This window comes from [Clostridium] citroniae WAL-17108, from assembly GCF_000233455.1.
GTDB classification, from domain to species: Bacteria; Bacillota; Clostridia; order Lachnospirales; family Lachnospiraceae; genus Enterocloster; species Enterocloster citroniae.
This window is the reverse complement of sequence record NZ_JH376424.1, coordinates 209154-229772: the sequence shown is the minus strand read 5'-3', so window position 1 is coordinate 229772 and position 20619 is coordinate 209154. Positions and strand designations below refer to the sequence as shown.

The 20619-nt window shown below is 49.3% G+C and carries 18 protein-coding genes; 15 read left to right on the top strand and 3 right to left on the bottom strand.

Translation table 11 applies throughout. The features are described from left to right. The first annotated feature begins 139 nt into the window (after nt 1-139). From HMPREF9469_RS18225 to prfH, 10 genes are all read left to right on the top strand, one after another. Entirely contained in the window at nt 140-517 is a 378-nt protein-coding gene (locus tag HMPREF9469_RS18225; protein WP_007864793.1) for a BlaI/MecI/CopY family transcriptional regulator, read from the top strand. Then, nucleotides 514-1917, top strand: a complete 1404-nt coding sequence (locus tag HMPREF9469_RS18220; RefSeq protein ID WP_007864790.1) for a M56 family metallopeptidase — start codon at nt 514-516, stop codon at nt 1915-1917. The genes HMPREF9469_RS18225 and HMPREF9469_RS18220 overlap by 4 nt, the downstream gene beginning before the upstream one ends. A 302-nt stretch (nt 1918-2219) precedes the next feature. Beyond that, nucleotides 2220-2783, top strand: coding sequence for an NADAR family protein (locus HMPREF9469_RS18215; RefSeq protein WP_007864787.1), 564 nt, complete (start codon nt 2220-2222; stop codon nt 2781-2783). A 5-nt stretch (nt 2784-2788) separates the two neighbouring features. Beyond that, complete coding sequence (locus HMPREF9469_RS18210; RefSeq protein ID WP_007864774.1) at nt 2789-3709, top strand: NUDIX hydrolase; 921 nt, start codon at nt 2789-2791, stop codon at nt 3707-3709. Then, nucleotides 3710-4564, top strand: coding sequence for a TIGR02452 family protein (locus HMPREF9469_RS18205; RefSeq protein ID WP_007864772.1), 855 nt, complete (start codon nt 3710-3712; stop codon nt 4562-4564). It begins immediately after the preceding gene. Nucleotides 4565-4601: 37 nt separating this feature from the next. Beyond that, entirely contained in the window at nt 4602-5360 is a 759-nt protein-coding gene (locus HMPREF9469_RS18200) for a hypothetical protein (protein ID WP_007864770.1), read from the top strand. Between the two features lie 14 nt (nt 5361-5374). Next, nucleotides 5375-7606 carry a DUF3160 domain-containing protein gene (locus tag HMPREF9469_RS18195; RefSeq protein ID WP_007864768.1) on the top strand — a complete coding sequence of 744 codons (2232 nt, stop codon included), beginning with the start codon at nt 5375-5377 and terminating at the stop codon, nt 7604-7606. Continuing rightward, complete coding sequence (locus tag HMPREF9469_RS18190) at nt 7600-8544, top strand: CapA family protein (RefSeq protein WP_007864767.1); 945 nt, start codon at nt 7600-7602, stop codon at nt 8542-8544. Before HMPREF9469_RS18195 ends, HMPREF9469_RS18190 begins: the two co-directional genes overlap by 7 nt. A 555-nt stretch (nt 8545-9099) precedes the next feature. Beyond that, nucleotides 9100-10173, top strand: coding sequence for an RNA ligase RtcB family protein (locus HMPREF9469_RS18185; protein ID WP_007864761.1), 1074 nt, complete (start codon nt 9100-9102; stop codon nt 10171-10173). An 8-nt stretch (nt 10174-10181) separates the two neighbouring features. Beyond that, complete coding sequence (gene prfH / locus HMPREF9469_RS18180; protein WP_007864758.1) at nt 10182-10772, top strand: peptide chain release factor H; 591 nt, start codon at nt 10182-10184, stop codon at nt 10770-10772. On the opposite strand, the gene msrB is transcribed toward prfH, so the two are convergent. Together msrB and HMPREF9469_RS18170 are read right to left on the bottom strand one after the other, a co-directional pair. Next, the gene (gene msrB, locus HMPREF9469_RS18175) at nt 10759-11721 is read right to left on the bottom strand and encodes a peptide-methionine (R)-S-oxide reductase MsrB (RefSeq protein ID WP_007864755.1); all 963 of its coding nucleotides are present in this window, start codon (nt 11719-11721) and stop codon (nt 10759-10761) included. The two genes, prfH and msrB, sit on opposite strands and share 14 nt — an antisense overlap. Nucleotides 11722-11995: 274 nt before the next feature. Further along, nucleotides 11996-13411 (bottom strand): sodium-dependent transporter, encoded by a 1416-nt coding sequence (locus HMPREF9469_RS18170; RefSeq protein ID WP_007864752.1) that lies wholly within the window; start codon nt 13409-13411, stop codon nt 11996-11998. Nucleotides 13412-13638: 227 nt separating this feature from the next. On the opposite strand from HMPREF9469_RS18170, the gene HMPREF9469_RS18165 reads away from it, so the two are divergent. From HMPREF9469_RS18165 to HMPREF9469_RS18155, 3 genes are all read left to right on the top strand, one after another. After that, a complete protein-coding gene (locus HMPREF9469_RS18165; protein ID WP_007864750.1) occupies nt 13639-14367 on the top strand; it encodes a helix-turn-helix domain-containing protein in 729 nt (242 codons plus the stop codon). 111 nt (nt 14368-14478) lie between these two features. Beyond that, nucleotides 14479-15336 carry a hypothetical protein gene (locus HMPREF9469_RS30725; protein ID WP_007864747.1) on the top strand — a complete coding sequence of 286 codons (858 nt, stop codon included), beginning with the start codon at nt 14479-14481 and terminating at the stop codon, nt 15334-15336. 8 nt (nt 15337-15344) lie between these two features. Beyond that, nucleotides 15345-17474: a penicillin-binding transpeptidase domain-containing protein gene (locus HMPREF9469_RS18155; protein ID WP_007864746.1), complete on the top strand. Its 2130-nt coding sequence runs from the start codon at nt 15345-15347 to the stop codon at nt 17472-17474. Nucleotides 17475-17487: 13 nt separating this feature from the next. Here HMPREF9469_RS18155 and HMPREF9469_RS18150 read toward each other — a convergent pair whose 3' ends face one another. Further along, a complete protein-coding gene (locus HMPREF9469_RS18150; RefSeq protein WP_007864744.1) occupies nt 17488-18627 on the bottom strand; it encodes an ROK family transcriptional regulator in 1140 nt (379 codons plus the stop codon). Between the two features lie 282 nt (nt 18628-18909). On the opposite strand from HMPREF9469_RS18150, the gene HMPREF9469_RS18145 reads away from it, so the two are divergent. After that, complete coding sequence (locus tag HMPREF9469_RS18145; protein WP_007864741.1) at nt 18910-19932, top strand: zinc-dependent alcohol dehydrogenase family protein; 1023 nt, start codon at nt 18910-18912, stop codon at nt 19930-19932. A gap of 235 nt (nt 19933-20167) precedes the next feature. Next, nucleotides 20168-20605 (top strand): MarR family winged helix-turn-helix transcriptional regulator, encoded by a 438-nt coding sequence (locus HMPREF9469_RS18140; protein WP_007864737.1) that lies wholly within the window; start codon nt 20168-20170, stop codon nt 20603-20605. Nucleotides 20606-20619 lie beyond the last annotated feature (14 nt).

Genomic DNA, 20619 nt, shown 5'->3' with positions numbered 1-20619 from the left:
CATTTCAAAGTGTATTTCTACAGAGTTTCCCAATCATTTATTTGATCCCATTTTATTGATTCCTCTTGCCATATGGAGTACAAAATGTTATCATACTATTTAGAGTACATATTGTAATCCAATTTGGAGGTGGGATGCAATGCAGCAGATATCAAATTGTGAATTAGAACTTATGAAAATAATCTGGGGCAGCAAAGGAAAAGCTTTGTACGCGGACCTTGTAAAAGCACTGGAGGAGAAGGGCACTCCCTGGACTAAAAACACGATCATCACCTTATGCTCAAGGTTAGTTGACAAGGGATTTTTGAAAACGAATAAGATAGGGCGCAGGAATGAATACACGTCTGTTATTTCCGAGGCAGAGTATCAAGCCACACAGACCCAGGATTTTCTCGAAAAGATCTATGAAGGCGATGCAAAAGGACTTGTAGCCACTCTGTTGCAAAAGGACTTGCTTTCCTGTGAGGAATACGAGGACTTAAAGCGTCATTGGGAAAGGGGCGGAGGCAGCAAATGAACGACATGCTAAAACTATGCTTGTCCCTATCCCTTTCCGGATCGATCCTTATTCTTGTCCTTTTTCTCTGCAGGCCTTTATTCAAATCAAATATGAGCAAGGTATGGCAGTATTATATTTGGCTCATTGTGATCGCCAGGCTGCTGCTCCCCTTTGCGCCGGAACACAGCCTTGTGGGAAATTTTTTTAGAAACCATGACCGCGCTGTTTTACGATCAGAAGGATCAAGGCTGCCCGGATTACATTTTGTGCCGCAAGCAGGAGATGAAGCTGCTCCAAATGATCTCCCCACTGACCCCCCAGCAGAAGAGGAGAGCTATTTCCCGTTGCGGATCATACAAGGCTGTCTTTTAACATTGGCACAAAACAGAGGCATAATCTGGCTGGCGGCCGCCCTTATGCTTCTGATCCGAAAGATCACCATTTACCAGAGTTTTATAAAATACATAAAAGCCGGTCGTTCTCCGGTTGACGACCTCCGCCTTTTAGAACAACTGGGACAGGCGGCAGAAGAAGCAAAGATCCATGGGGCGGTGGAACTATATATTAACCCCCTTATATCCTCCCCGCTGCTTATTGGCTTTTTTCACCCCTGCATCGTGCTGCCGGGAACAGATTATCCGGATTTGGACCTCCAATATACGATCAAACATGAACTGACTCACCACAAGCGGAAAGATATGTTTTACAAATGGCTTATGCAAACAACAATATGCCTGCATTGGTTTAACCCGCTTGTATATCTAATGGCGCAGGATGTCAACCGCCTATGTGAATTATCATGTGATGAAATGATCATCCGGCATTTGGACAAAAGCGCAATGAGGGACTATGGGAACACTTTGCTGGGTGCCGTAAAGACCAAAGGAAACTATCAAAACCCACTGGCTTCTGTTACATTAAATGAAAGCAGGGAATTATTAAAGGAAAGGTTGGACGCTATCATGAATTTTAAAAGACCATCTAAAATGAAAAAGATATTATCATTCCTCCTGACACTTACCATTTGTTTCGGCGGAGTATTTACCGGCGCTTACGCCGCAGTTCCTGATCAGTTACAGGGAAATGTCTCCGGACAGGAAGCCTCTGCAGAGGAGGCCGCCCAAAAGGAAGCCGGGGATGTAGTCATAAATTTATCCAGTAATGGACAAAACGCCATCACCAAATCAGGCAGTTTTGAGGTAAACCACAATCAGGCCTTAACTCTTGTCATCCAGTCTGATATCAAGGGAGGCACCGTTGATTTATTCCTCTTTTCACCTGACAACAAGGAACAGCGCATTACCCTTGGCGGCTCAGACGAGACTAAAACCATCGATCTTTCAGCCGGCAGATGGGCTTATAATTGCACCGGATTTTTTGAGAGCGGCAGGATCACCATTATAGGCGAAATAAAATAACCGGCAAAAAACAGTGTTATGCCGAAAAGTTAACATAAAATATTTATGTCAACTTTTCGGCGTTCCTTTCTCTATCAATCCCATCTTAATGCTTTTATCTGTCTTCTCACCTTTCACCTTCTACTCATTCATTTTCTGTTACATTTTACCAAATCTTCTTGACAATCAAATGGAAAGCATATATGATGTTAGTAACGAATTGTTATTAACATATTATTACTATCATTCCATCATTACCATCGCATTACTAACACCATATTACTATTACATCTATCCCGCATAATCCAAAGGAGGAGAGCGACATGGTTTACTCATTGGAAGATTTGAAAAAAGCATATAACAAAGGCCAACATTATAAATTCCTGTTTTTCTGGGGGCATACACCGGATCCCAGGGGAAGGATCACCGAGACCTGCCTGAGCCAGTGGTGGATGGCACGTTTTGAGATAGAAGGAATCACGTATTCCTGCGCGGAGCAGTTCATGATGGCGGAAAAGGCCAGGATGTTCCATGACAAGGAGATGCTTTCCCTGATCCTGGGCGCCAAACATCCCAAGGCCATGAAAGCCTATGGCCGCAGCGTCCGCAATTTTAATCAGGAAATATGGGAGAATTCGTGTTACGATATTGTGAAAAAAGCAAGCATGGCAAAATTTTCCCAGAACCGGGAACTGTGGGAATTTCTCCGTTCCACTAAAAACAGGATACTGGTGGAGGCCAGCCCAAGGGACCGCATCTGGGGTATTGGCATGGGAAAGAGTAATCCGGATGCCAAATGCCCTGTAAAGTGGAAAGGCAGCAACCTTCTGGGTTTTGCCCTGACCGAGGCCAGGGACATCCTGATGGAACAGGAAAAGGAGGGGTGACAGGAATGGGCAAAGACATTGGAATACTTGACCGGAACGGTCTGACGGAAGCCGAATTTTTAAAATCCTATGATCCCGGCCGCTATGAACGGCCTTCCGTGGCAGCGGACATGGCTATTTTCACGGTTTTGGAAGAAACAGAAGATAATTACAGGAAGCTTCCTGAGAAGGAACTGGGCATACTGCTGGTTCAGAGAGGGGTCCATCCCTATCTGGGCTCCTGGGCCCTGCCCGGCGGCTTTGTAAGGCCGGATGAGACCACGGAACAGGCTGCCAGAAGGGAACTTAGGGAAGAAACCGGGCTGGACCATGTGTATATGGAACAGCTGTACACCTTCAGTGATCCCGGGCGCGATCCCCGCACCTGGGTTATGAGCTGTTCCTATATGGCGCTGATCGACAGCTCCAAAGTCTTTATAACAGCAGGGGATGATGCGGACAATGCCCGCTGGTTCCACATATCCTTCCATCTGATGGATGAACATACGGATTATCCCGTTCCCGCGGATACGGAGGCGCCCAGAGTGATCCGTGTCCAGCATTATAAGCTGGAATTAACCGGAGGCAGTACCTGTCTTTCTTCTATCATTGAGAAATGCATTACCAAAACAGAAAACGATACCATCATTGAATACAGGATAACAGAAAACAACGGCCTGGCCTTTGACCATGCCAGGATCATCACCTATGCCCTGGAACGGCTCCGGGGAAAGGTGGAGTACAGCGGACTGGCCCTCCACCTGATGCCCTCTGAATTTACATTGACACAGCTGCAGCAGGTATATGAAGTGATTCTGGGGAAACGCCTATTAAAGGCAGCGTTCCGCAGAAAAGCAGCCTCCCTGGTGGAGGAGACGGATTCCTACACGGGGAACGAAGGCCACCGTCCATCCAGGCTGTACAGGAAAAAATGGAAGGAGTTTTGAATGGACAGAAAAGCAATTGCCAGAGAAACACTGGAGATCATGAAACGGGGAACCTACGAAGCCCACGGAAAGACAATTGATATTATAAAACAGCACAGGGCATCTGTTGACAACAGCCTCCTATTCACCCCGGAGCAGGCAGAGACCCTTGCAGCAACCTATGTGAAGCGGGAGCCGCCCGGCAGATTACCGGTGATGAGGGCCATGAACTGCTCCACTGTGGATGCCGTTCTCCGGCTGTCACGGGAAGGGGCTGTGAACCCGGGGGTACTGAACTTTGCCAGTGCCAAGAATCCCGGAGGAGGGTTCCTAAACGGGGCAATGGCACAGGAAGAAAGCATCGCTGCTTCCAGCGGACTTTACCAGACCCTGACCAGGCACCCGGAATACTATCAGAACAACCGGAACTGCCCATCCATGATATACACCAATCACGCCATCTATTCACCTGAAGTGGTGTTTTTCCGCGATGGCCGGTTTGAACTGCTGGAGGAGCCTGTGACAGCTTCCGTGCTCACACTGCCGGCTGTCAACATGGGACAGGTAATGCAAAAGGGAGAAGATATACATAAAGGGGAAACCGCCATGTATGAACGGATGAAACTGGCCCTGGCCCTGTTCGTGCAGATGGACCACCGTCATCTCATTCTTGGGGCTTACGGGTGCGGCGTATTCCGCAATGATCCGCACAAAATAGCCTGCTGGTGGAAAGAACTGCTTATAGAATATTTTGCAGATACCTTTGACAGTGTGGTGTTTGCAGTTATGGACCGCTCTAAAAAGGGAGAGTGTCTGCGGGCATTTGAGGATATGTTTGGAGCGGATGGATCAGGCAGACCGTATGGAACACACTGACCCCGCAGTAAAACGCGATGGAGAGAGGAACTGCTATATGAAGCCCAAATTGACAGCGGCCCTGTGTCTGGCCGCGTTATTACCAGCGGCCGCAGTCACCATAGGGGCCGCAGCCATGATGGCTGCCGTTGATCACACGGCGGAAACCAATATTATTTCATGGTTTGTTGCGGATATGGACAATGATTCACTTGAAGAGCTTCTGGTTGTGGTCGGCAATGATCCAAATATGGTCCTGGATACAGGCGAAGCATACGGTGATCAAATAAAAATATATTCCGATTTTGAGATCACAGATCATAAACCAGTCGTAAAGGGAGAACCGGATCTGTCATTTGACCTCTCCGATATTAAGCCCATGAAGATACAGGCTGGGGATATCAATGGTGACGGCGTGGTGGAGATTGCCGTCTGCGTCTATAAAACCACAAAATTCCATCCGTTCCCGGCAAAACGGCCTTTTTTCTATGATCTTGCGGACGGCGGTTTGGAGCCGGTCTGGCTGGGTTCCCGGCTTTCAAGGCCCTTTGACCAATACATACTCCATGACATGGATGGGGATGGAGCGGATGAGATCATCTCCATAGAGAGGACGGAGCAAGGGGATATCTTATTTGCAGCGTACGACTGGAAGGGGTTTGGTTTTGAGGTAACAGCGGTTTCGGATGAAGTAAAGGAAGAAGCGTTTTTTTCAAATCATATAAACCATAAAGAGAAAAACATATCCGTAGCAATAGCGGGGGAGAGCTATATGCTCCGGCTGGAAAATGAAACACTTATATTAACCCAGGAGTGAGAGGAGATGAGAGGATGAATAAAAAAGCTTTATTGGTGCTGAGCATTGGAATGATACTGATATCTGTAGGCGCCTGTGCAGCTCATGAAACCAGTGAGCGGCTGAACAAAGAACCGGAACCTTCTGTGGTGGAAGAGAGCCTTCCTGAAAAGGATGGAAATGCGGACATACCCTCTGCCCCCGATCCCCAGCCCAAGGGCTCCCGGCAAGTGAAAATGAATCTGGATTTCAAACCCGGCTTTCATATTTCCAGTGAGGAATATAAACCTTTAACCATTGAGGCCAAGGTTCCCGCCTACTCACTTAATGCCGATCTGTCCAATATTGAGAACATGGACCAGTTTTCCAATCTGACCCAGGAGCAGAGGGCAATGATTTCAAAGAATGGTTTTGTGGTAACACCCACGGATTCTCAGCAGCTGTTCTACATCTATGAGGATAATACCTACAAAAAAATCCCCGGTTTTGTGACCGCGGATTCCGTTTTACAGCTCTATCACATCTTCTATGACTACTCGCTGCGTAATCTGGAAACCGAATTTTTGTGTGACGACCTGAACCGGCTTAACGAAAGCATGATAAGGGAGCTGACAAACGAATACCAGGATGCGGATAATATAGAGGTAAAGGATAGTATCCGCAAAATGCTGGGATATTTCGGAGTAGCCGGCCTGACTCTTGGTCAAGAGCTGCCGGAGGATTTTCCGGCAGAGGCCGCAGATCTTGCAAGACAGGAATATGATCTGGTCCAGGCCGCATCCGGGAAAGCTGCCTCCCCCATGTTCGGCTTTGATATTGAATATTCCCTTTTTAAGATAAGGGGGCACTATACCAGAAGCGATGAATTGGGGAAATACTTCCGGGCCATGAGCTGGTACGGCATTGTACCCATGCCGTTCTATGATGAAAAGGGGCAGAGGGATGAGGAATCCGCCATAAGGGCCATTGTGACCGTGATGGCTCTGTGCAAAGCACCTGCCGACAGCGGTGTGAAGCTGTGGGAAAATATCTACAGCACCACCAGCTTTTTTGCAGGAGAATCCGATGACATAACCCCTTATGAAGTTGCCCAGGCAGTCCAAACAGTCTATACAAATGAACCTGATATGAATCAAATTCCCAATAAGCTGGAGGATTTTTACCGCGAAGTGGAGCAGATGAGAAATGCGGATATCTTATGGAAGATGGAGGGGATCGTCACCCAGCCCCAGATGCGTTTTATGGGGCAGAGGTATATTCCTGATTCGGAAATCCTGCAAGAGCTGACAGAACCATACAAACGTCCCTTCCCATGTGGAATGGATGTATTTGCCGTATTCGGCTCGGAGCGTGCTGAGGAGATACTGGATGAAATCTACCAGCCGAAACAGCAGTGGGACAAATACGAGGAAAATTTCCGTAAGTTGGCGGACCAATTCCGTTCCCAGACCGTGGAGGAACAGACCGGCAATCTTTACAACGGCTGGCTGTACTGTCTGAAAAGCCTGACATCCAGAGTGGACAGCGGCTACCCCTTGTTTATGAGAAATACAGCCTGGGAGGACAAATCCCTGTCCACCGCCCTTGGAAGCTGGGCGGAAATACGTCACGATACCATACTTTACGGAAAACAGTCGGGAACAGAGTGCGGTGGTGACGAACCGCCGGAGATACTGGGATATGTGGAACCGAATCCTGAATTTTTCAACCGCCTCCTTTGGCTTACAACAGCTACAAGGGAAAATCTGTCCGACAGGGGACTTCTAAGCGACAGCATGAAGTATAAAATGCTGGACTTTGAGGATATGCTGGATTTCCTTAAAACTTGTGCCTGGAAGGAACTGAACGGTGAGGACCTGAGCCTGGAAGAACACTATTCCCTGCTGACCTACGGCGGCACGCTGGAGTATCTCAGCAGTTCCATAGCAGAGGCCAGCGACTGGTATCTGGTGGAGTCGGACACGGACAAACATATGGCCGTGATCGCTGATGTCCATACCAGTGACAGCGCCTATCTTGAGGCAGGTGTGGGAACTGCGGCTGAGATTTATGTGGCTGTGTCGCAGTATGGGAAAATTTATCTTACCAGGGGAGCTGTGTTTGATTATTATGAGTTCGTGTCCGGGGAACGGCTGACCGATGAAGAATGGCAGGAACAGCTCAAACAAAATCCGCCCCAGAGACCGCCTTTTACGGATTCATTTATGGATAAGACTTCCGGCGGGGAAGTTCCCGTGCCGGATGAACCGTATTCCACGGGATGTTAAAGCGCAGACGTTTATATTTCACACTGTTTGCCCTAATCATGGGAATGGGAGCCTTCATCCGGTTTAAGGCGGAACCGGATGAGGTCACCATTTCTATTGTGGGGGATATCATGCTTTCCAGGGGCGTACAGAAATACCTGGATGAATACGGCTATGACTATCCCTATGGAGATGTACGCCAGTGGTTTTTGAAGGATGACCTGACCATCGCAAACCTGGAGTGTCCCATTACAGAGAATGAAAATGCAGCCAACAAGGCCCGGCGTTTCCTGTTCAGGGCGGACCGGGAAAATGCCGCTTCTTTAAAACAGGCCGGATTCGACTGTATAAATCTGGCTAACAACCATTCCATGGACTACATGAGCGCCGGGCTTCATGACACCATGAAGTATCTGGATGACAGCGGCCTGGCCTATGTGGGAGCATCGGAAAATACTTCCCTGAAACAGCCTTATATTTTTGAAAAAAACGGGATCCGGGTAGGTGTTCTGTCCTACAGCGCCCTTCCCCCGGAAGGTTTTTTCTTTCACGAGGAAAAACCCACGGTCCAATATATCAGTACCATGGATTTTTCCGGGCTGGAAGAAGATATCGCCGCTGTCCAATGTGATTTTTTAATCGTGTATTTTCACTGGGGGATTGAATACCAGCAGTATAAAAGCGATATGCAGGAACGGATTGCCAAGAAGGCCATTGACCTTGGGGCGGACTTTGTAGTGGGCGCCCATCCCCATGTGTTGCAGGAGCCGGAAATCTATAAGGACAGGTATATTTATTACAGTCTGGGAAATTTCGTGTTTGACAAACAGATTCCGCCGGGAACGGATGAAACCATGATCTTACAGATAACCGTGGGACGCCAGGGGCTGACGGGGGTAGAGGAGATCCCGCTGGTAATCCGGGAGGGGAAACCGGTATCCGGGTTACAGGGAACCTAAACCATTGACAGGCCCGCGGCCTTGCCTTACAGATATTTTTATATTATAATAAGATACATCAAACAAATGGAGAAACGGATCATGAACGCAGGTGAATTTTTTTCAAAGCTATTTGAGAATCCGGTCAATACAGTCATTACCGTACTTACCGTAGTGATCATCATTGAACTGATCAAGTATTTTAGCAACCGTAAGTAAACGAACGGCCTTAACGGCGGTATATGTACGACAGCAGAAGGGGCGGATCCATGCCGTCTTTGACTGGATACCGCCGTATTACGGTTTTTGATACCTTAACTTATCGCTATTTTGAAACAAAATAGTTGACATTTTCCATATTTCCCATTATAGTAAATTTTAGAATCAAGAAGATTTATGATCTTCATAAGCAAAGGAGTGGTTGTTATGTTGGCAAATCAGATGAATCAGGTGAAAACAAGATAACAGTGTAGATCAGACAGGGACTGGCGTACCATATGTTTTTTTACGCACGGCTTGTTGTCGTGTTTTTTTGTACCCTTTTTTACCTGTCAGCTTATGAAGGAGAATTAAGATTTGAATCAGGAAAATTGTATATTGATCAGCAGTGAGAAGAACTGGGTGGAGCAGGCGGCCAAGGACCAGCTCTGCGGCGTGGGCAGGCTGCCCGGTGTTATAAAGGCAGTGGGGCTGCCTGACCTGCATCCCGGCAAGATACCGGTTGGAATGGCTGTACTCAGCCAGGGAAGATTTTATCCCCATCTGATCGGGAATGATATTGGCTGTGGAATGAGCCTTTTTCAGTCGGAGGTCAGACAAAAGAAATTCAGGATGGATAAGTGGGTAACACGTTTAAACTCCATACGGGAGTTGGGAGACATCCCCTGTGATATTCCCTATGAGGAAAAATGCCCCTTCCGGGATTTCGGGACCATTGGCACAGGCAATCATTTTGCTGAATTCCAGTGCCTGGACCAGGTGTATGACGAAACTGCAGCAGGTAAACTGGGACTTATGGACGGAAAAGTCCTTCTCCTCATCCATTCCGGTTCCAGGGGCTATGGACAGGATATCCTTTCACGCTTTTATTCACCAGAAGGGCTGGAGGATGGGACCCCGGAGGCGGAAGCCTATCTGGCGGAACATAACAACGCTCTTTTATGGGCAGAGCGCAACCGGCTGGCGGCAGCGGCCAAGCTTTTGGATCATCTGGGTGTGGACAGCCAGGTAAAACTGTTAATGGACAGCTGCCACAATTATGTGGAGCAGACCAAAGAGGGATGGCTTCACAGGAAGGGCAGCGTATCAGCCGGACACCGGGCCGTGGTTATTCCAGGTTCCAGGGGAAGCCTGACCTACGTGTGTGTGCCCGGAAAGGACACAGGCCTATCCCTGAACTCCCTTTCCCATGGAGCAGGGCGCAAATGGGCACGCAGTATCTGCAAAAGCAGGATTGACCGAATGTATGACCGCAATTCCATACGAAGCACAAAGTATAAAAGCCAGGTGGTGTGCCATGACACCAATCTATTGTTTGCAGAGGCGCCCGAGGCGTATAAGAACGTGGAACAGGTGATCGGATCACTGCAGGAATACGGACTGATCCATGTGGCAGCCACACTGCGTCCCCTGATCACATTTAAAGGGTAGGTGAGGGTATGAGAGTACAGATCAGTTCCGGGCAGGGCCCGGCGGAATGTGAACTTGCAGTGGGATTATTGTTCAAACAGCTTCAAAGGGAGAGAACGGATATCCGCCTGATCCAAAGTGTCCGGGGACGCAATGCAGGTGGGTATTCTTCCATTCTGTTCGAGACAGAAGAAGATGTGCGGGAGTTGGAGGGCAGCGTACTTTGGGTATGCAAAAGCCCATTCCGCCCCGAGCACAAGCGGAAGAATTGGTATATTGACGTGAGCATGCTGGAACAGCTGCCGGATGCGGCAGAGGATATGCAGCTTTGCTTTGAAACCTTCCGCAGCGGAGGAAAGGGCGGACAGCATGTGAATAAGGTGGAGACAGGGGTGCGCGTTATCCATATCCCCACCGGGATATCGGTTGTATCCACAGAGGCCCGGAGCCAGCACATGAATAAAAAGCTGGCCATAAACCGCCTGTGTGATATCCTTTCAGAAAAGAACCTGGAAAACAGGCAGAAGGAAAAGGAACTGGCGTGGCTGGAACACACCCGCCTGGAACGTGGAAATCCGGTGCGCATTTACGAAGGCATGAAGTTCATCAGGAGGAAGTGATCAGGTCTCTGTAAGCCCCATACCCCTCTGCCTCCATCCGGCTTAAGGGAATAAAACAAAGGGAGGCGCTGTTGATGCAGTATCGCAGTCCTCCCGATTCAATGGGACCATCGGAAAACACATGGCCCAGGTGGGAACCGCCTTCACGGCTTCGGATCTCCACACGGGTCATTCCATGGCTGTCATCATGGTGTTCCGTAACCGCCCCGGGATGGATGGGCCTTGTAAAGCTGGGCCAGCCGCAGCCTGAGTCAAACTTGTCATCGGAAACAAAGAGCGGCTCCCCGGTCACTACGTCCACGTAGATGCCCGGCTCCCTGGTTTCCCAATATTGACCGGAAAAGGGACGCTCCGTGGCTGAATTCTGGGTCACATCATACTGTTCCCGGGTCAATTTTTGTTTCAGGTCATTTACATCTGTGCGAATGCCCACTGTACCGTCCCGGCGCACCTTTAGGCGGTCAAGGCTGCTGAAATCAATATGGCAGTAGCCGTTGGGATGGGCCTTGAGGTAGTCCTGGTGATCATCCTCCGCGGGATAAAAGCTTTTAAGAGTTTCAAACTCCACTGCCAGGGGTTTTTCATAATCCTTCTGCACCGCGGCTATGACGGTCAGGATTTCCGCCATGTCCTCCTCGTCCGTATAATAGATGCCTGTCCTGTACTGGGTTCCCCTGTCATTTCCCTGCCTGTCCACACTTACAGGGTCAATGATCTTAAAAAACAGCTGTGTCAGTATACGCAGTGTGACCACTGCAGGGTCATACACCACATGGACTGTTTCCGCAAATCCCGTTCTGCCGGAACACACATCTTCATAGGTGGGATCCTTCGTATTCCCATTGGCATAGCCGGAGATTGTATTAAGGACACCTGGAACCCTGGAAAAATATTCCTCCACACCCCAGAAGCATCCTCCTGCATAATATATTTCTTTTGGTACATTCATTGCCATTCCCCGCTTTCTTTGTGCTGGTGGATCCTATCATATAACGTAAGTGTCTCCATCTCCGCCGGTTATTATAACACAAGCGGCAAAGATGAAGTCAAACGTGTTTCCAGCGCTTACAGGAATCATTCCATTGACGCTCGGGGGTGGGCGGATCCCTATGTGACGGAAGATGAGATCAAGGAAAAGGTCTTAATCCGGTACTTCCCCCATATGGGAAGGATCCGGTAAACGCCGGATCCGGTAAAAGATAGACCCGGCAAACAATCCGTTCTCATCCAAACCAGCCGCGGATCACGGTAAAGATACCGGCTGACTGTAAAAACAATACCGTCATCATGACAGGTGTCACATAGCGTATCATAAATGCGTACATTTTCTTGCGCTTAAAAACATTTCCATTTACTTCCATCTCCTCATTGATCCAGGATGGTTTAATGATCCAGCCCACAAAGATGCAGGTCAAAAGTGAGATAAAGGGCATCAGGAAGCTGTTGCTGATATAGTCCATCAGATCCAGCAGCTGGGCGGTCTGGCCGTTTGGCAGAGGCATTTCAAAGTAAAATACATTGTATCCCATACAGATGACCGCGGCAGCGCCCGCGAACAGGATGCCGATGGTCAGGCTCATCTGCCGGCGGGATCTGTGAAACAGTTCCATGCAGTTGGCAACCAATGTCTCCATTATGGAGATACAGGAGGTCAGGGCGGCAAATGCCACCATGATAAAGAACACAAGACCGATCAGGGAACCGGCCTTTCCCATGGCGTCAAAGACCTTTGGAAGAGAAACAAACATCAGACTGGGGCCGGAAACCATGCCTTCGGTGCCGGAGAACACGAACACGGCGGGAATGATCATAAGTCCTGCCAGGAACGCAACTCCTGTGTCGAAGAATTCAATCTGGCTTAGGGAACGGTTCAGATTAACCTCTTTTTTCACATAGGAGCCATATGTGATCATGATGCCCATGGAAACACTCAATGAAAAGAACAGCTGGCTCATGGCATCCAGAAGGATCTCCAGGAAACGCTTAAAAGTGATCCCTTCCAGATTGGGGATGATATACACCCCCAGTCCCTGAAGACCCGTACGTGTGACTCCGTTTCCATCCGTATATTTAAGGGTAAGGGAGAAAAACGCAATGCCCATGATCATGAAGATCAGTCCAGGCATGATGATCCTGGAAAACTGTTCAATTCCTTTTTCCACGCCCCGGTACACGATAAAGGCAGTGGCTGCCAAAAAGATCAGCATAAAAACCACCGGTGATGCCTTGGACGTGATAAAGGAAGTAAAATAACCGTCCTGTGCCGCTTCTGAACCGCTGGCAGTGAGATAAGCCACAATATACTTTGTGACCCACCCACCAATCACGGAATAGTAGGTCATAATCAGTGCCGGCACAAGAAAGGTAAGATATCCCAGGAAGTTCCATTTTTTGTTGATGGTGCCAAATGCCTTGAGGGCATTCTGCTTTGTCTTTCTTCCAATGGCCACATCTGTGGTAAGAAGGGTAAATCCAAAGGTCAGTACCAGCACAAAATATATGATAAGGAACAGCCCGCCCCCGTCCTTTGCGGCCAGGTAAGGAAAGCGCCATATATTTCCAACGCCCACCGCACTTCCTGCCGCAGATAATACAAATCCGATCGAACCGCTGAAACTGCTTTTCTTTTTGGTGTCCATAAAACTCCCCCATTTTTCATATGTTATAAAATTCAAACATGCTATAGTCTATCAGAAATGTCCCATAAATCAAACAGAAGAATGTTTCGCTAAAATAAACTTTTCAGGCAAAAAGTTTATTCTTAGTAGAATTTTAATGAAAGATGATGTATGATATTGTATTGGATGTGTGAAATATACAAAAGTGTGTATTTTAAAGAAACTTTTAGGAGATCACAGGAGGTACTATGAACAAGATCAGTTTGCATATAGGCGACAGGATACGCATGTACCGGAAGGCCCGGGGACTGACCCTGCAGCAGCTGGCGGACATGATCCACAAAAGCCGTGCAAGTGTGAGCAAATACGAAAACGGGGAGATCACACTGGATGTTGAGACCCTGTGTGAGATAGCCCGGGTGCTGATGGTCAGCCCCGGGCAGCTGATGGATATCCAGCCCGCTCTTCCCAAAACAGCGGAGACAGCATTTCATATTCCTGCTAAAAGTCCCTTTTTTCAGGCGAAGCGGCTGTATTTTTATTTTTATGACGGCAGGTACAAACGTCTGAAGGATGGGATCATTGATATATATGAAAGGGAAAATGCCCCGGGCAACTATGAGGCCACCTTGTCCATCAGCGCTGTAACCCCTGCCGGAAGGAGCAGTGAGATCTATTACACCGGAAAGGTGGTTTACAGTGATATGCTCATCCGGTTCTCCTTTGTAAACCAGTGCAATGCCCTGGAGGAGGATCTGCTTTATATATTCAACCCATTGGAGATCAGGGATTCCACCGTGGGGCTGCTGTGCGGTATATCCAGCGCGGACCTGATGCCCTGCGCCTTTAAGTGCCTTGTGACCCTGACGCCCCAGGAACACACGGAGAACTTTAAGCAGCAGCTTCTGATCACCAAAAAGGAACTTCAGAAATGGCAAAAGCTGAATATGCTCATTGTGGACAACCGGGAACTGTAGTCCCTTTCGTTCCTGAATTGTAAAATTACCATGCAGAAATCTCAATAAAAACTTAAAGCTTGGCCTCTGTAAATATAGTATAATTGTAACAGTTCAAGGCGGCTTGCCTTCTTGACCGAAAAAACCACCCCAAAGGAGGAACAGGAATTGCAATCCCTCAGACAGATAAAACGCTCGCGTCTCATAGCCGCGGCCCTCATTGCCCTGGCTGCGCTTTTTGTCATATGGAACTTATATGACACGGAATTCCATTATACGAATACAGAGGAGGGCAGGCTGTCGGCCCTACAGGATTACATCCCCGGTACTGATTCCCAAACCAGGAAGGTCGGCCCTGATGATCCCCTTCAGGTGATCGCCTGGCAGACTGCCAACAACCGGCTGTTTATTTTCTATGCCGCAAAAAACAGGGACAATGTACACGGGATCCTGCACCTTCAAAAGGGGATAAACGGCAAATACAGGCCTGTGAACGCAAGCATATCGCCTTTTCCTTTTACCTCCGGTGTGTACAGTGAAACCCTGTGGGTGAAAGGAACGGACTGGAGTCCTGTGATACTGGCCGGGGACGGCTGTGAAACCATTGATTCATTCCAAGTGGAATATGGGGCAGGGATCGCGGAGGACGGGATCCAGGACACCGTTACAGCCAGTATGACCTATCCGGTGGAACAGGGGGATTTCCTCTGGCTGCTGGACAGGAAGGAACTGCTGGAACAGCTGGGGCTTGCAGGGAAGGACCCTGTCCGGATCTCAGTGAACACCATCCGCCTTCTGGATACGGATGGCGGGGACGTCACCGGCCAGTACACGGATGATCTTGTCAATGACAGCTGGAGCGGCAGCAAGGGGACTGCAGAGATGGGCATGGTGTATGTGTTTATAGAGATCACCGCAATATTGGGAGTGATCGTTGTCCGGTATTTTTTAATAAATGATAAAATAAAATCAAAAAGGGACAGGAATTGAGGTATCGTATGCGAAGCAGAAGAAAGAGAAAGAACAAGGGCAGGGCAGCAGCCATTGTCATAGCTGTCCTGGCTGTTGCCGCCGGTTTGGCCGGTGGTTCCTATTACTATATACAGGGCCTGAAAAAGGCGGAAATTCCTGCCCCGGATGAGCTGTTTGCCCAATACACCTCCTACCTGGACCATGGCAGATACGAAGATATGTACGATATGCTGGATGAGCAGAGCAGGCAGGAGATCAGCCTGGAGGATTTTGTCATCCGCAACAAAAACATATATGAAGGCATCGAGGCCGGTAATATCCAGTCACAGATCAGTGCAGTGGAGGAGCCAAAGGAACATGTGGCAATTGTCAGCTACCAAATGAGCCTGGACACAATTGCAGGACCGGTTTCCTTTCCCAACCAGGTAACCTTTGTGAAAAGCCGGGAGGACAATCTTTACCGGATGGCCTGGAGTGACCGTGTGATCTTTCCTGAATTCGGGAGTACGGACAAGGTGCGGGTGTTTACGGAAAAGGCGGAGAGGGGACAGATCTACGACAGGAACGGAACTCTTCTGGCAGGAAAGGGAACCGCCTCCCTGGTGGGCCTTGTTCCCGGTAAAATGCAGGAGGACCCATCCTCCGATTTGGAGCGGCTGTCTGAACTTTTAGGCATTTCCACTGAAAGCATAGAAAAAAAGCTGAGCGCCGGATGGGTCAAAGATGACTCTCTGGTCCCCATTAAAACCCTGAAAAAGGTGGATGAACTGAATCTTCAGTCCCAGTATCCCACTGAATCCAATGTGCAAAACCGTGGGCTTCAGGATACACTTCTTGCCATTCCCGGGGTGATGATCACCGACACCCAGGTGCGCACATATCCCCTGGGCGAGCAGGCCGCCCATCTGGTGGGGTATGTGCAGAATGTCACTGCAGAGGATCTGGAAAAACATCCGGGAGAGGGGTATCTGACCGACAGCGTGATCGGACGGAGCGGAATGGAGGCATTGTTTGAAAAGGAGCTAAAGGGGACCAATGGCTGTACGGTGGCCATCATACGGTCCGATGGTTCCCTGAACCGGAATCTGGCATCCATTCCCAAACAGGATGGGACGGATATCACGCTGACCATTGACAGTGATCTTCAGCGCATGATTTATCAGGCATTTGAGACAGATAAAAGCTGTACCGTGGCCATGGATCCATGGACCGGTGAAGTCCTTGCCCTGGTAAGCACTCCGTCCTATGATAACAACGACTTTATCCTGGGGATGTCCCAGGATAAATGGACCGCCTTAAATGAGGATTCCCGCAATCCTCTGTTAAACCGTTTCAGGCAGAAGTTCGCCCCCGGCTCCTCCTTTAAACCCATCACCGCAGCCATTGGACTGGCTTCTGAGACCCTGGATCCAAATGAGGATTATGGGAATGAGGGCCTGAGCTGGCAGAAGGACCGGAGCTGGGGGAGCTATTACGTTACCACCCTCCATGAAACCGATCCGGCCAACCTGGAAAACGCCCTGGTGCTTTCCGATAACATTTATTTCGCAAAGGCGGCCCTGAATATCGGCTATGACACCTTTGCAAAGTCTATGGACCGGCTGGGCTTTGGTCAGGAGCTTCCCTTTGAGATTGCTGTGGACAAGTCCCAGTATTCCAATACCGAAACCATTGAGACGGAGATCCAGCTGGCGGACAGCGGATACGGGCAGGGACAGGTATTGGTAAATCCCATTCATCTGGCCTCCCTGTATACCATGTTCCCCAATCAGGGCACCGTCATAAAGCCCCGGCTGGTATACGAAGCCGGAATGGAAGCCGAACCATGGCTGGACCGTGTATTTACGCCGGAGATAACAGACCGCATTGCAGAGGGCATGAAAAAGGTTGTTTCCTCTGAACACGGCACCGGGCGCGCCGCCTTTCGCCCTGACCTGGAGCTGGCGGGAAAGACGGGAACAGCGGAGATCAAAGCGTCCAAATCAGATACCTCCGGTACAGAGCTGGGCTGGTTTGCCGTATATACCACGGATCCCGGACTCACAACCCCGGTGCTCCTGGTAAGCATGGTGGAGGATGTAAAAAACGCGGGCGGAAGCGGACTTGTGGTGAGAAAGGATAAGGCAGTGCTGGATGCCTATATTCCTTCAAACTAAGGCTAAATGAAACTCAAAATGAATCCAGAAACTTCCTGACCAGTGAAATAGCTGCCCCAGGGGCTGCGGAATCCTCTGTAAAAACACTGCGGCGCAGATATACGGGGGAGGATTTAAAGGGGCATTCCTCATTGACATACCGGGTCAGAAGGGAAAAATCCTGATCCTCCATGAATCTCTGCAAATATCCTCCGATCACATATTCGCAGTCCAGCAGCATACGGATATTGCTGATGGCAAGTGCAAGGTCATGGAGGTAATGGTCCCAGATTACGGCGCGTTCCCTGCTGCCTGCGCGAAGGGCAGAAAAGAACCCTCCCAGGGCTTCCCCTGCCTGAAGCTGCAGTGCATAGGCGGAACAGTAGGCTTCAATACAGCCTTTCTTTCCACAGTAGCAGGAACGTCCTCCCGGGTACAGTCTCATATGTTCAATGACGCTGCTGCTGAGCGCGTGGCCGCGGTGCACCTGGCCGTTGATGATCAGCGCTCCTCCAAAATTACGGGTCAGCAGCAGGAGCACGGCATCCTTCAGATCCTTTTGGGCCCAGACCTCTGCAGTGGCTGAAGCTTCCGTATCGTGGATCATGGTGCAGGGATATGGGATATGCCTTTTGATCTCCTCCAAGGTCAGATCCGTACAGTCCAGGATCTCTCCATAGATAACCGCGGTCCCGTCAGCGGATACAAGCCCCTGCAGGGCAATGGACACCCCAAGGACCTGATCCTGCCGGTAGGGCGTGAGGGAGACAAACTCCCGGACCGATGTGCCCAGCTGCTCAAAGTACGCAGATGTGCGGGCAAAGGGAATGGGAAATTCCTCCGCCTTTAAGATCTTGCCATACAGATCCGCCATAACAATTCCATATGATTCTTTTAGCAGGATGACTCCAACGGAAATACGCGCATCCGATACAAAGCAGTATATCTGCGCCTTGCGCCCACCGGTGGATTCATAAAGCCCCCTGCGTTCAATTAATCCCAGGTTTTCAAATTCCTTCAGGTTCTGTGTCACTGTGGGCAGGCTCATGGAGAGCTTACGGCTGATATCCTGCTTGGAGATCTCTTTGTGCTCATAAACAATCCGCAGGACCCTGCGGCGGTTGGTAACACGCAGCTCTGAGGAAGTCACCGATGAAGTTTCAGCTGACATCATTTAATACACTCCTTTTGCAATTCACTTTTATAAAAGTTAACATTCTTATTTTACCTGTAAATGTCCCCAAAGTAAAGCAGTAAGATGCCCCGTACACCAAGAATACGCCCCAGTTCCCATGTCCCAGTTCCCACGTCCCTGTTCCCACGTCCCTGTTCCCACGCAAAAAGAGATTGACATTACATCCTTCCCGTGTTATTGTTTATTCAGATAAGCAAAGTACTTTTGTATAAGTTATTTTTCAAACTGTTTTATGATGAAAACAGGGAAAGGAATGTTTGGATGAAGGGAAATTACTTTTTAGGGGACAAAAAGTTCCGGCTGGATGAGATCCCTGTACCGGAAACAGGGGAACATGATGTGCTGATCCGCGTTGCCGCCTGCGGTATCTGCGGCACGGACGTACATATTTATCACGGGAGCAAAGGTTCGGCCGAAGTGCATCCTCCGGTGATCCTTGGACATGAACTGGCCGGGGTTGTGGAAAAGACAGGCAGCGCCGTCACCACGGTAAGGCCGGGAGACCATGTCACTGTGGATCCCAACAGCTATTGCGGCAAATGCCATTACTGCAAGATTGGGAAAAAACAGGTCTGTGAAAGCCTCTACGCAGTGGGCGTCAACAGGGACGGCGGTTTTGCCCAGTACTGTGCCGTACCGGAGACGCAGTGCTATCAGCTTGACAAAGAAATCCCCTTAAAGTACGGCGCCATGACAGAGCCTTTGGCCTGCTGTATCCACGGGATTGACCGGATCGGTCTGGTGCCCGGCAACACTGTCTGCGTTATCGGGGGCGGTGCCATCGGACTTATAATGGTTCAGCTGGCAAAACTGTCAGGCGCTTCCAAGGTGGTTTTAAGCGAGCCGGTGTCCATGAGGCGTGAGATCGGAATGGAAGTGGGTGCGGACGCGGTCATTGACCCGGTGCACGAGGAGATCGGACAGCGGCTGACAGAGATCCTGGGAACGCCGGGAGCTGACGTTGTCATCGAGTGCGTGGGAATACCGGCCGCAGCGGAACAGGCGTTTAAAGCAGCGGATAAAGGGGCTGTCATTCTGCTTTTCAGCGTACCCAGTCCCGGTTCCACCTACGCCATGCATCTGGAGGAGATCTTCCAAAAGGAACTGACCATTGTGGGGTCCATCATTAATCCGGATACCCACGGCCGCGCTGTCGCCCTTATTAACAGCAATGCCATTCAGCTGGAGCCTCTGATCACCCATTTATTTCCGCTGGACCAGCTGGAACAGGCGATCCTGGCACAGCAAAGTTCAGAATCCATTAAGGTGATCGTTGAACCATAACACATAATCGAACAGAAATCCACTTGGTCAAAGGACCTCCGCTTTCCCATATCTGCACCCATACGCAGACATGGGAAAGCGGAGGTCCTTTTATATTTATCCTATCCCGCCTTATACGGTGTATATAGTTTATAAAATATTCAGAAATCCTTCATTGACATTGCAGTCAGTGCTATGATAGTATAGTCCACACAGTGAATAGTAAAATATACGGACTAATTGAGGAGGATAACCTATGAACCATCCAAGCGTGAGAGAGCAGTTACGACAGTTTTTTGATATTATGGATTCCATTGAAGACCTGTATGAAACCTACGCCAAATCAGTGGGGCTGACCTATGCCGGCCTTCTTGTGCTGGATATCATATATGACACGCCTGAAAACTGCACCCAGAAATTCATCTGCGAACAGCTCCATTTTCCAAAGCAGAGCGTCAACCAACTCATACGCGGACTGTTGGACAACGGTTACGTGGAGATGAAGGAAATGGACTTTGACCGGCGCAATAAGGTTATCAAGTTTACCCCATCCGGCCAGGAGTACGCAGACCAGGTAATGGGGCGCCTGATGGAGGCGGAAGAGGCTGCCATGGGTCAGCTTTCCTTTGAACAGAGACAGGGGCTGCTCCAATTGCTGCAGATCATGAAACATGGTTTTGAGAAAAATATATAAAGGAGAATTATTTA